Source organism: Streptomyces sp. NPDC104309, assembly GCF_055584025.1.
Genome location: NZ_JBVJMV010000037.1, coordinates 70,993 through 82,196 on the forward strand (window position 1 = coordinate 70,993; position 11,204 = coordinate 82,196).

Here is an 11,204-nt window from a genome sequence, read left to right on the forward strand (position 1 = left end):
CCGTCACCTCTCTGGCGCTTCCGCGACCGTTTGCCTGTCAGCGACCGCCATCTCGTGCTGGACGCGGTCGGCGAGCCGGAGCATCTCCTCGGTGATCGCGGCGACATCAACATCCAGGGCGGTGGTCTCCACCCCGAGCAGCATGTTGTGCCCGGCCCGCGTGACCAGGTACAGGTGCCCGTCGGTTTCGATCACCACTTGGCGGAGGCCGCCTCCGCCGGACAGCTCGGCGTATGACAGCGCGGCCGCGCGGAGGGCCGCGGTGAACGCGGCGAGCTTCTCGGCCCCTTCCTGACCCAGAGTGGATGTCCGGGACGACAAAAGGCCATCGCTGGAGATCAGGAGCGCACCCCGGATGCCGGCGACGCCCGCGAGCTGTCCGTCGAGCAGCCAGCCGAGTGGGTTGGAGTGCGTGTCTGCGTAACCGGTCATGCGGGATCCATACCGTTCGTTGTGGGGGTCTGACGGGCGCGCCGGGTGCCTGCGGCCCAGGCGGCGGCCACGCTGGGGCGGCCGGGCCGCGCCGGCTGTCCGTCACGGGCGGGCTGTTGCGCTGCCTGCGCGGAGCGTGCTGGTGCGGTGCGCCGTACGGACAGTCCGCTCGCGGTGGTGGCCGCAGGTGGCTCGGGCACCGCCCGCAGCAGGGCCGGGGCCTCCGGGACGGGCGTATGAGGCGGCAGTTTGGTGAGCAGGTCCTTGGGGATGAAGACCGTTGCTCTGGTGCCCATGCGGGCGTTCGGCGCCTCTACTTCGACCCGGAACCCGTATTCGCGGGACAGGATCGCGGCCACTGGGAACCCGGTCCGCGGGTGCGCACCGAGGCGGGTGACGTCGCCCGGCCGTTCGCCGGCCAGGATCTGCCGTGCTTCGACGAGCTGTTCGGGGCTCATCTGGAGTCCTGAGTCGTCGACTATTACGGTGACACCGTGGTGGCCATCCCGCAGCATGACGTCCACCGTCGTCGGTGAGTACCGCAGCGCGTTGTCGAGCAGGACCGCGAGTGTGTGTACGAGCGGGCCGACTTGGCGGCTGGTCAGCGAGATATCGGACTCCTCGTGCCGGATCCGCTCGTACCCCTCCACATACCCCATGGCTGCGCGCAGCACGTCCGTCAGCGACGTGGCCGGCCAACGCCGCGTCAGCTTCCCGCCGCTGAGCACCACATAACTCTGGCCTGCGAGCAGCAGCTGGTGGCCGAGCTGATCGATGCCCACCCACGCCGCGTAGTCGTCGTGTCCAGCGGGCTGCCGGATCCCGTCGCTGATCTGCTGGCTGACCTTGGAGGCTGTCGCCACCAGGGAGGACGCGACGCTGCGCACCGCTGCCCGGGTCGCCTCCTGCGATGCCCTGCGGGCTTCGGCCGCATCGGCGCGGGCCTCTTCCCGGACCTCGGTGATCCGCGTGCTCGCGGCCAGCTGCTCGTCGTGCTGCACCTGCCGGACAGCACGGGCCAGGGCCTCGGCCACCTGCCGCAGCCGGTTCGCCACCACCGACCCGGTGATCCCCTTGGGCATGGACAAGTCGGCGCCGTGACCTTGCCCGGTCCGCGCGGATGCCGCCTGCAGCGCGGGAATCACGTCGGAGGCCAGCTCGGCGAGCACCCTCTCGACCGCCCGCATCTGCTGCTTGGTCGTATCAGCGTGTCGACGCAGCCGGTCTGCCCGCCGCCGCTCTGCTCTCGCCTTTTCCCGGTAGTGCCACGCCGTGCCGCCGCCTGCCAGGGCCAGCGCCGACGGCACCACTGTGATGGCGTGCTGTATCAGAGTGCTCATGCGACCATCACCGGCGCCGCATGCGTCAGCTCGCCCACAGGGACGGCGCACTCGACCAGGCCGAGCAGGGAAAATGTTTCGAGGATGAGGGAATCATCGAAAAAGCGGCGCTGGTCCGTGTAGGGGGCCGGGACGCCCGGGGGAGTGGCGGGAGCACTGCGCCAGAATCCGTGGTCCTCGGTGCCGGACAGGCCGGCAACGACGGCGGCCGAGCTGAAGTACTCGACACGCGCAGGGCGGCTGTTCATGGTGTCCGATCTGTAGCGGGGGCCCTGGGGGCGGCGTGCGGTAGCGGACGGAGTGGATCGCCGGCCGGGAAGGTCCGTCGCGGCCGGCGTAGAGGAAGGCCCTGGTGCGGAGCGGGAACCGGCGTGTGGCCGTGTGCCGAGGAGTACGACTGCTCCTATGGCGGCCACGACCAGGCTCGTGAGGATCTCGCCGGTGCGGGGCATCGGTGCCGCAGAACGGATCCGGCGGTGATCAAGGCGAGCATCGCGAGGGCGAAGGGCGAAGACAGCGACGCAGGCCTTGCGACGGCTTGCGCGCCGGACTCCCCGTTGCCCGGGCGCGTATGACTGTTCAGGCATGACATACCTCCCGCACGGACGGGTCGGACAGTTTCCCCACACCGCGGGCCAGTCGGGAGCGCTGCGTATTGATCGCCGAGTGCAAAGAGCCCGAGTTGGTGGTCCCTGCGCGAGGACCAGGGCCGAGCTGTTCCACCCAGATAAACGACGATGCGCAGTGCTTGCTGTAGCTCTGCCCGCACTTGATCGTCATGACTGTGGTGTGAGGGCTGTACTCGTCGCGCGTGGAATCCCACAACGTGTCAGCGGTTCCGGAAGGGACTGGAATCAGGAGTCTGGCGTGCCGGCGGCAGACCATGTACGGACCGACCGCCTCCCCGGTCTCAACGAGGTGGGCGACCGCGTACAGGCCCAAGCCCAGACCGAGGTGGACCAGGTCGAAACGCTCCGGAAGTTCGGGAGCCTCGCCGAAATGCACCATCACGGGGTGATGAGGGCGAGTGCTCATCAGGGGAATCATCAGCTCTCCGGTTTTGACGGGACGGGCCCGTCGCGGGTTTTCGATCACGGTGGTCGCCGAGCGGCCGCCGTTCTGAGCAGGACGTCTGCCCCAGCCGGCCGACGGGAGCGAGGCCGGAACCGTAGGCGGGCGCGGCTGTCGTTTACGCAGCGCTGTGAACCGGGCAGGGGGCCGATGGCCCGTCTGATCGATCAATGACTGCAACTCCCCGTCCGGGCACCGTAGATGGACACGCGGCTGAAGGAAGCCGACAGCCCGCGTTGTCTGCTTAGCCGGCTTCCGGGTCGCGCCCGGTGCCTGTGCCCACGGTCCCGTCCGTGGTCCCTCGGAACCGATCTGCATGAGGTGGCCACGAAGGGGCTCGGTGAGGTCCGCCGCGTCCTGAGCGGAGGCTGGGGCCGAGGCGCCCTTGCTCAAAACGAGAGCGACGGTCTCGGGCGCTGCGACGGCCGATTCCCGGGCGTGCCCCTTCCCATGACCGTGGCTGGCACGCGACGTGGCACCAGGCGATGCAGGGATGAAGCGAGAGGCCACTGAGCGAAGAAGCACGGGCTGCCTCCTTGGGGCGAATCGGATACCGGAAAGCCACGAACGTCGTTGGCGGAGCGCGTGAGGATGTGAACAGGCCCTGGGAACAGCTACGTTGAGAGAACCGTGAAACACCGTTGGTGGGCAGCCCCGGAGCGAGGGCAACCCCGTCAAAGGCGTCAAAGATCGTTTTGAGGTCAGGGATCGTCCATGGCTCGTACGCGCAACGCAGCGCTGGCAGCTCGAATCGCGGAGACCGGCTGGTCGCAGCCGAAGGCCGCCGCCGCCGTCCTCCGGGTCGCTCAGGAATCCGGAGCCACCGAGCTGTACGGCATCAGCCGGTCCCACATCGCCATGTGGGTCCAAGGGACGCGCCCCAGCGGGCCGGCACCACATATCCTCTGCGAGACGCTGACGCGGAAGCTCGGCCGCCCCATCACCCTGGGCGACATCGGACTGACACCAGGCTCGCACCAGGTTGCGGGCGACAGTTCCGACTGGAGCGCCAACACGCAGACCATGCTGGCCGAGTTGGGAAGAGACGACCTCGACATGCTGCACAGACGCCAAGTACTGGCCAGCACCGCCTACTCCGTGGCTGGACTGGCCATCCCCAGCCCCGCGTGGTGGGAGCAGGCCCCCGACACGACCACAGGACGCCACGCGAAATCGACCCAGGCCCTCACCACAGCGGACACCGACGACATCCGCCAGACCACCACCTTCTTCTCCGCCCGCGACCAACAGCGCGGAGGCGCCGCCGGCCGCTCCGCACTCGCCGCACACCTCAGCCTGGAGGTCGCCCCGCTCCTCGCCCGGCGCTTCCCCAGCGAACAAATCCGCCGCGACCTGTACTCCGCCGTCTCCGAGATGGCCTACCTCGCCGGATGGATGGCCTTCGACGCCTCCGAACACCGACCCGCACAGCGCTACTTCACCCTCGCGGCGAAACTCGCCGCCGAGGCCAGCGACGGTCCCCTCGCCGGACACATCCTGCGCGCCATGGCGCACCAGGCCGTCGACCTCGGACACCCCCGTCAGGCCCTCGACCTCGCCTCCGCATCCATGGACCCGACACGCTACGGCCGGGCGAGCTGGCGAGAGAAAGCGCTGCTGGGCATCGTCCACGCCCGGGCCCTGGCCGCATCCGGCGACCGCACCGGCACCCTCACCGCGATCAGCCGCGCCGAACGAGACCTCGGCCGCCACACCGGAGACGCCCCGGACCGGGTCGGCTTCTTCGCCGAGGCATCCCTCGCACACGAGACCGCCTGTGCCCTGCGAGACCTTGGCAACCCCCGCGACGCCGAGATCCACTTCAAGCGCAGCGTCGCCACCCGGCGCCGCCAGCTCTACGCCCGCACCCACAGCGTGACCCTGGGCTACCTCGGAGCCGTCCAAGTCCGCCAAGGCCGCCTCGACGAGGCATGCCACACCTGGGCCCAAGCCCTGGACGCCATGACCGGCATCCACTCCGGCCGCACCCGCGACATCCTTGTGCGCATGCAGCAAGACCTCTCCCCGGTCCGCCAACGCGGAAGCCGCCACGTCGCCGAACTCGACCAGCGCGCCCGCGAAATGCTGCGCACCATAGGCTGACCGGACCACGCGACCGGCCCCCCACCGCCACGCACCGGCGGTTGTGGGCACAGAGAAGGAACGACAGTGACGACAGAGAAGTCGATCGAGATCACGCCGATTGCCACCGTGGTGGGTGGCCATACCGAGGTTCTGGACGACTACCAGGGGAGAACCGAGGCGATCATCCGGCTCCACGACACTTACCCGGTCGAGACCCTCCAGGGCATCGGGGACTTCAGCCATCTGACAGTCACGTGGCACTTCCACCTCGCGCGCCCCGAGGACGTGCAGCTCCACGCACGCAGCCCGCGCGGCAACCCCCGATGGCCCCAGACGGGAACGTTTGTCCACCGCAACCACCGACGGCCGAACCAGCTCGCGATCAGCTACCCGCGCCTGCTCGGCGTGGACGGGCGGGACCTTCTGGTATCCGATCTCGACGCGGTCGACGGCACCCCGGTGATCGACCTGGCGCCCTACTTCGCGGAGATGGGACCGCGCGGCCCTGTAGGGCAGCCTGCTTGGCCCGGTGAGATGCTCACGCATTACTGGGCCGACGCCAGCAGCCGGTAACTCGCCCATGGTCCCAGAGGTACGGTGCTTGCCCTTGAGCGCTGGCTGCTCTGACGAAGGCAGCGACAACCGCTGGCTCAACCTCACCTCAAGGCCTTGTGTCTGAGGCCAAACAGCACGACAGGCTCGTGCTCCGGTCAGGACGGGATGAGCCCGTCGGAAGTATTTGGTCACCGCTGCCGCCGGGTGACCGTGGTATCGAACGAAGTGTCGAGTGGGTGGTTCGGCCTGTTCACCGCCGCCGCTTCCCGCCCGGAACCCAGCGGCCCGGGCACGGGCCGCGCACCGTTCATCTCAGCGAGCACCGTCTGCAACTGGAGGGCCAGCTTCCGCAGATGGACACGCGACTGCAGGAAGTCGTCGGACGGAGGCGCCTGCTCGGCCAGCTGCCGGACATGGTCCAAAGCCTGAGCCCACGGTCCTGTCTGCGGCCCCTGGGCGGCGAGTTGCATCAGGTGGCCGCGCAACCGGAACAGGAGGTCCTGTACGTCCCGTTGCGTCTCCGGAACGGGGGCTGCGTCATCGAGGACCAGGGCGATGGTCTCTGCGGCGCACGCAACCGCCGACCGGACGACAGGGCTCGGCTCGTTCCTGCTCGGGAACCGGTCCTGCACCAGGCCGACGGCACGCGCAACTCGTTCCCGCACACGCAGCCCCCACGAGCCCATGCCCGGACGGACGCCGAAAGACCCCACCGCGGCAACGGATACGGTCCACGCCGTGCCGCGCTCTGCGTCGACGGCCGGCCGACGGTTTCGCCTGGGCCCGGCGAAGGGCCAGGCAGCACGATCGGACATGAGCATCCTCAATGCAACGTAAGAAGAAGGAAGAAGAGGGGGATAGCCACCGGGGCGGGTGAGGCTGGGCCGCAACCCGCGGAGGACGGCGTACGGACCGCCACGCACCAGCCCCGGTGGCCGGTCTGAGGGGCTACGGCTTACAGCCGCCGAACAGCCGCAGCGCGTCACCTACACACCCAACGAGCTCGGTGCCGTCGAGTAGTGGACAAGGGGCCTCGGTACAGGCTTCCCACGGAGGGGTGTCCCATCGCCAGCCGGATGAGGGCGGAAGGACCAGACGCCCTCCTGCCCCGGATTCGACCCGGACGTTCTCGATCTCGGCAAATGCCCTGCCGGTCCCGGCCTGGATCAGGAAAGTGGCCTGGTCGTGAGGCGCGATCAGACAGGGCACCGGCCCCATGTCCCGTCGTCCGAGCAGAACCATGGCCTCCAGACCGACCACGCGCGGAACCGTCACGGCATCCATGGCAGAACAGGTCGTGGTCAGCGGGATGCGCGGATCCTTCACCAGGGCTGCGGCAGCACGGTCCGGCGAGACGAACGTCGATTCGACGAGCAGGGGCCAACCCAGAACCCGCCCATATGCCTCGACCGCCGCCCCCACGTCCCAAGCCTTCGGAGGCCAGCTCGCAACCGCCTTCATGCCGTCCTCCTGCCGTCGCCGTCGGCCACGGGCTGGCCCAACGGAACCCCTGCTTCAGTGATCCTGTTGAGTGCGAGCCGGAGGCAATCCGCAGGAGGCAGAAGGGTGTCCACAACGATCTTCGGCTCCGGAATCGGCTCCGCTGGCTCGACGAGCCGTCCGGGCAGAGCCTGGGAACCGTCCGCTTGGTTGCCACGCTGGGCGGCCACCGCGTCAGGACAGACACACTCGATGATGTGGAGCGCGTGGCCGATGCCGGCGGCGAACCGGCGTAGGGACAGGACATCACGGATCCGGGTAAGGGGGCGGCCGTCAAGCACGATCACGGTTCCGGGTCTTCTATCGAGCTGCCACGCAGCAGCTTGGAGGAGCCACTCGTACAGTCTGTCGTTCAGTTCGGGTGAAGCCGTGACCAGATCAGGGAAGAGCACCCGTCGTAGCGCTGCCTTGTCGAGCAGGGCTCCGGGGGCGGCTTCGGCGAGGGCCCGAGCGAGGGTGGACTTGCCGGTGAGGGGGCGACCGCCAAGGGCGACGATCATGCACACTCCTGTCAGCACTGAAGTCACGTCTGTGCGCCGGTCATGCATGCTGGGCCAGCGGATCGGGCCGGTCTGCCAACTGAGCCTGAGAGCAGTGGCGGAAGACCAACGAACGACTATTTCGGCCCCGTCCCCGTGCGGCAGTGCCACACGGAACTGCCGGTTCAACAAGGCTGTCAACACGTCCACCTCCCGGTTCTGGGTCGCGGGCGCCGTACCTCTGCGCGTCGGCACAGGGGCACGGCACCCGCAGGCTCGCCGACCACGACAGGGCAGGTCCTCCGGCCGACGAGCAGCTTCTCGGGCTTCCGAGATCAGCAAGATTCGCCCTACGCCCGTCGTCGAGCAACCGTGACGGTTCACTGATCAGTGACTTCGGAGGCGAAAGGTCACTGATTTGGACACTGATCCGTGAAGAAGTCACTGTTCTCACGCATAGTCGATACGCCGCCACTACGCTCTTGGAAAGCGAGCCGGACAAGGAGGGCTGATGGAGCGCACATCTCACCGCCCATCCTGTGCGAAGCGGTTACGGCTGGAGGGCATCCGCCGCGGTGAATCCTTCAACGGGATCGCCCAGACCATCCACGACCACTGTGCTGTATCCCGCTTGCGCGCTCAGCGTCTCGCTCGCGGGCTGACGTTGAAGAACGCCGCTGAGGGCCTGAACTCCCTCAGCGTGAGCCGTCAGGACGCACCCCGGGCCGATGGCGATCAACTGGGGCACTGGGAGACCGGCCGCCATCAACCACGCCCTGCGACGCTGGGGTTGCTGTGCGAGTTCTACGAGTGCACGCCTCAGGGCCTGGGGTTCGGAAGCGCAGCGGCTGCAGTCCTACCCTCATCCTTTGCCCTCGTCGTGGCAGGACCGTCTCCATGTCCGCCGACCGCTCTTCGGGAGCCTTTCGCCACTGACTCTCTGGAACAGCAAGTCGATGCAGCCCGGCGCTCAATGGACCGCACCCTAGCGGTGGGTACCGTCAGCGCGAACCAACTGGACCAGCTCGATGAGCAGGTACTTTGGACCCGAGAGCAGTACGTTTACACGCCGCCTGCCCCAATGATCAAGGCTCTCCTCGGCCACCTGAGGGATGTCGAGGACCTGGCTGGCCACCGGCAGCCGGCCACCGTCCAGGTTCGGCTGTCTGAGCTGACTGCCATGCTCTCCACCCTCATGGCCGATGCACTCATGAAACTGGGACACCTGACCAGCTCGCAGAAGTGGTATGCCACGGCACGGAACGCCGCGGACGACAGCGGCAATACAGAGCTTCGAGCCCGGGTGCGGGCACAAGCCGCGATGCTCCCCTTCTACTACGGCCCCCTCGAAGCGGCAGTAACTCTCTCTCGAGAGGCACGCATGATCTGCCGCGGCCGGCCTAGCGCCACTGCAGCCTTCGCCTCGGCGGCCGAGGCACGCGCACTGGCGAAGATGGGAGATGCCGAGGGGGCGGAGCTCGCCCTCCGGTACGCTGCCGCCGCCTTCGAGCAGAGCGGAGCCGGCGGCCCGACCGACAACGATGCCTTCGGCTTCCCAGAGAGACGATTCAGGCTTTACGAAAGCGGGACTCTTACGGCCCTTGGCCGGACGAGTCAGGCACGGCGCGCGCAGGAGGCGGCGCTCCGCCTCTACCCGACGAAGACCGGTATCGATCCGGCACTACTCAACTTCGAGACAGCCCTATGCCTGGCGCGTGATCGCAACCTGACCGAGGCGTGCCAACTAGCCAGTGCCACCTTCCTGCGAATTATCCCCGAGCACCGCACGCCAATCGTAGAGGAGCGGGCCCTGGAGGTCATCGGAGCCCTCCCACCTGGTGCGCAGGCCGGCCGTGCGGCGCGGGAACTCCGCGAGATCCTCGCACTTCCTCCCGGGCAGATGTGACAGCAAGGCGGATCGTCGGCGAGCCTGGACCTCATGACACAAGCGGCGCCCGGCGGGTTCGACCAGTCTGAAATGCATGAAGTCCTGGAGCGGGGGTGCATGGCCGTTGGCCTTGACTTCTCTGACGCTCGCCTGCTTCGAGGACACACCAACGCGGTAATCCTTCTCGAAAAGGCAAACGTAGTAGTCAAGATCGCGCGGCGAGGATCCCGTATAGACGACGTGGCCCGGACGGTCGCGTTCGTTCGCTGGCTCATGGACGCTGGCTTTCCCACCGTCCCCCTACATCCCGATGCCGTCGACCAGCCTGTTGTCATAGGCCAACATGCCATGACCTTCTGGAAGTACCTGCCCCAGCCGAGCCAACCAGTCGCCGCTGCCCAGCTCGCCAAGCCTCTGCACGCCCTTCACACGCTGACCACGTTGCCCGTGGTGCTACCAGTCCACGACAACCTCGCGGCGATCCGCCGGTCGCTCACAGCGATCACCTGCCTTCCCGAAGAGGCTCTGTCGTTTCTGGCCGAGCACGCCGACCAGCTCGAGTTGGAACTCAAGGCGGTGGAGTTTGAGCTGCCGGAGGGGGTGATCCAAGGTGATCCACAGCATCGCAACGCCCTCCATACACGGAGCGGTGAAGCCGTGCTGTGCGACTGGGACACGGTTGCGACCGGACAGCCGGAGTGGGATCTGGTCACCGTGGAGGTCCACTGCAGGCGCTTCGGACACGGAGAACAACACTACGCGGCCTTCGCCGACGCCTACGGGTGGGACGTCACGAGGTGGCCGGGTTACCAAACTCTGGCTGCGATCCGTGAACTACGAATGATTACGACGAACGCGCGGAAGGTTCATCACGCCCCGAGCAGCCTGCAGGAGGTCGTGCGGCGCGTGGACGGTCTCCGCCGTCACGACGGGCTCCTGCAGTGGAACATTCTCTGACTCCGGCACATCATGTGGGCACCGTTCCGTCATGGTGCGCACCGAGGAAGCGGTGATTATCTACGCCCGGTCGGGCAGGGCAGGAGATCCGCCGGCCCTGCGCTCTGGCGTAGGTCGGCACGAACCAGCGATGCAGAAGGTGAGAAGTCGCTACCGTGGGTGTAGGCGAACGTGAGGGGGCGGGCCGTGCCGACGCAGGTAGTGGGATTCCGGCTGGGCAATGACACCACCGGTCGACAAGTGACGGTGCTCGTGTCTGAATCCGGTGTGCTCTACCGCTCGCACGGGCTCTACGGACAGCTGGCGAAGCTGGCCCACCCCGAAATCCCGCACGTTCTCACTCATCCGAACGTTTCCCTGTTTCAGGGCGAGCATCCTCTGAGCCGGCCGATCGCCGAACTGCGTCTCCACCACACCGGCTACACAGAGAAGGGATACACCCGGGCGCTGATCCCGCCCGGCGCCGTAACACTCCCCGTCGACGAAATGCTGCCACCGGTTCTGTCCGGTCGGCCTGAGCTCCCGCACCGCGAGCTCACCGATGCCTTCATCGGAACGGCGCCGCCTGCCGGTGGCACACTTGAGGAAGCGATCCGGGCGTTCAGGACCTCTCTCGGCCTCCCGAGCCGACCTGAGGTTCCCCCGCAACGCGGGAGTGGCTGACTAGCTGATCAGAGCGGGTTGACGTGGTTTCAGGTTCACTTGTTCGGTCGCTGCCTGGTCGGCGTAGTACTTCTCCTCGAATTCGATCGGGCTGAGGTAGCCCAGCCGTTTCTGGATGCGGCGGGGGTTGTAGAAGCCGTCGATGACCCTGTTGCCCAATTGATCTCAGGCCGCGAGCTCGAGAGCTGCCAGCCGGGAGGTCCGGGTCCCGGCAAGAGGAGTCTCGTTCCACCA

At 67.5% G+C, this 11,204-nt stretch carries 13 protein-coding genes; 5 read left to right on the forward strand and 8 right to left on the reverse strand.

The genetic code is table 11. From position 1 onward, the window contains the following. Positions 1-3: 3 nt before the first annotated feature. The 4 genes from ACZ68L_RS35855 to ACZ68L_RS35870 form a co-directional block, all read right to left on the reverse strand. The gene (locus ACZ68L_RS35855; RefSeq protein WP_469585864.1) at positions 4-432 is read right to left on the reverse strand and encodes a roadblock/LC7 domain-containing protein; all 429 of its coding nucleotides are present in this window, start codon (positions 430-432) and stop codon (positions 4-6) included. Beyond that, entirely contained in the window at positions 429-1,772 is a 1,344-nt protein-coding gene (locus ACZ68L_RS35860; RefSeq protein WP_469585867.1) for an ATP-binding protein, read from the reverse strand. The genes ACZ68L_RS35855 and ACZ68L_RS35860 overlap by 4 nt, the downstream gene beginning before the upstream one ends. Next, entirely contained in the window at positions 1,769-2,020 is a 252-nt protein-coding gene (locus ACZ68L_RS35865; RefSeq protein WP_469585870.1) for a hypothetical protein, read from the reverse strand. The genes ACZ68L_RS35860 and ACZ68L_RS35865 overlap by 4 nt, the downstream gene beginning before the upstream one ends. Positions 2,021-2,351: 331 nt before the next feature. After that, a complete protein-coding gene (locus tag ACZ68L_RS35870; protein ID WP_469585873.1) occupies positions 2,352-2,807 on the reverse strand; it encodes a hypothetical protein in 456 nt (151 codons plus the stop codon). A 750-nt stretch (positions 2,808-3,557) separates the two neighbouring features. Between ACZ68L_RS35870 and ACZ68L_RS35875 the strand changes: the two genes are divergently transcribed. Both ACZ68L_RS35875 and ACZ68L_RS35880 read left to right on the forward strand, forming a co-directional pair. Further along, positions 3,558-4,946, forward strand: a complete 1,389-nt coding sequence (locus ACZ68L_RS35875) for a tetratricopeptide repeat protein (protein ID WP_469585875.1) — start codon at positions 3,558-3,560, stop codon at positions 4,944-4,946. Between the two features lie 66 nt (positions 4,947-5,012). After that, a complete protein-coding gene (locus ACZ68L_RS35880) occupies positions 5,013-5,501 on the forward strand; it encodes an SAM-dependent methyltransferase (RefSeq protein WP_469585877.1) in 489 nt (162 codons plus the stop codon). Positions 5,502-5,671: 170 nt separating this feature from the next. Here the strand turns inward: ACZ68L_RS35880 and ACZ68L_RS35885 are convergent, their stop codons facing one another. From ACZ68L_RS35885 to ACZ68L_RS35895, 3 genes are all read right to left on the reverse strand, one after another. Continuing rightward, positions 5,672-6,148 carry a DUF6415 family natural product biosynthesis protein gene (locus ACZ68L_RS35885; protein WP_469585879.1) on the reverse strand — a complete coding sequence of 159 codons (477 nt, stop codon included), beginning with the start codon at positions 6,146-6,148 and terminating at the stop codon, positions 5,672-5,674. Between the two features lie 283 nt (positions 6,149-6,431). After that, positions 6,432-6,944: a hypothetical protein gene (locus ACZ68L_RS35890; RefSeq protein ID WP_469585882.1), complete on the reverse strand. Its 513-nt coding sequence runs from the start codon at positions 6,942-6,944 to the stop codon at positions 6,432-6,434. Beyond that, the gene (locus tag ACZ68L_RS35895; protein WP_469585884.1) at positions 6,941-7,531 is read right to left on the reverse strand and encodes a P-loop nucleotide/nucleoside kinase family protein; all 591 of its coding nucleotides are present in this window, start codon (positions 7,529-7,531) and stop codon (positions 6,941-6,943) included. The genes ACZ68L_RS35890 and ACZ68L_RS35895 overlap by 4 nt, the downstream gene beginning before the upstream one ends. Positions 7,532-7,973: 442 nt before the next feature. Here ACZ68L_RS35895 and ACZ68L_RS35900 point away from each other — a divergent pair, with 442 nt between their 5' ends. The 3 genes from ACZ68L_RS35900 to ACZ68L_RS35910 all read left to right on the forward strand — a co-directional run bounded on the left by ACZ68L_RS35900 (position 7,974) and on the right by ACZ68L_RS35910 (position 10,970). Next, positions 7,974-9,368 (forward strand): helix-turn-helix domain-containing protein, encoded by a 1,395-nt coding sequence (locus tag ACZ68L_RS35900; RefSeq protein WP_469585887.1) that lies wholly within the window; start codon positions 7,974-7,976, stop codon positions 9,366-9,368. Between the two features lie 33 nt (positions 9,369-9,401). Continuing rightward, the gene (locus ACZ68L_RS35905) at positions 9,402-10,307 is read left to right on the forward strand and encodes a phosphotransferase (RefSeq protein WP_469585890.1); all 906 of its coding nucleotides are present in this window, start codon (positions 9,402-9,404) and stop codon (positions 10,305-10,307) included. Between the two features lie 186 nt (positions 10,308-10,493). Beyond that, positions 10,494-10,970, forward strand: coding sequence for a hypothetical protein (locus ACZ68L_RS35910; protein ID WP_469585893.1), 477 nt, complete (start codon positions 10,494-10,496; stop codon positions 10,968-10,970). On the opposite strand, the gene ACZ68L_RS35915 is transcribed toward ACZ68L_RS35910, so the two are convergent. Then, positions 10,971-11,129 (reverse strand): hypothetical protein, encoded by a 159-nt coding sequence (locus ACZ68L_RS35915; RefSeq protein WP_469585895.1) that lies wholly within the window; start codon positions 11,127-11,129, stop codon positions 10,971-10,973. Positions 11,130-11,204 lie beyond the last annotated feature (75 nt).

What these genes read in the sequence shown, in the direction of transcription:
- ACZ68L_RS35865 (WP_469585870.1), bottom strand. Translation starts at nt 2,020, where the DNA reads ATGAACAGCCGCCCTGCGCGTGTCGAGTACTTCAGCTCGGCCGCCGTC.
- ACZ68L_RS35860 (WP_469585867.1), bottom strand. Translation starts at nt 1,772, where the DNA reads ATGAGCACTCTGATACAGCACGCCATCACAGTGGTGCCGTCGGCGCTG.
- ACZ68L_RS35855 (WP_469585864.1), bottom strand. Translation starts at nt 432, where the DNA reads ATGACCGGTTACGCAGACACGCACTCCAACCCACTCGGCTGGCTGCTC.
- ACZ68L_RS35875 (WP_469585875.1), top strand. Translation starts at nt 3,558, where the DNA reads ATGGCTCGTACGCGCAACGCAGCGCTGGCAGCTCGAATCGCGGAGACC.
- ACZ68L_RS35900 (WP_469585887.1), top strand. Translation starts at nt 7,974, where the DNA reads ATGGAGCGCACATCTCACCGCCCATCCTGTGCGAAGCGGTTACGGCTG.
- ACZ68L_RS35870 (WP_469585873.1), bottom strand. Translation starts at nt 2,807, where the DNA reads ATGAGCACTCGCCCTCATCACCCCGTGATGGTGCATTTCGGCGAGGCT.
- ACZ68L_RS35890 (WP_469585882.1), bottom strand. Translation starts at nt 6,944, where the DNA reads ATGAAGGCGGTTGCGAGCTGGCCTCCGAAGGCTTGGGACGTGGGGGCG.
- ACZ68L_RS35905 (WP_469585890.1), top strand. Translation starts at nt 9,402, where the DNA reads ATGACACAAGCGGCGCCCGGCGGGTTCGACCAGTCTGAAATGCATGAA.
- ACZ68L_RS35895 (WP_469585884.1), bottom strand. Translation starts at nt 7,531, where the DNA reads ATGCATGACCGGCGCACAGACGTGACTTCAGTGCTGACAGGAGTGTGC.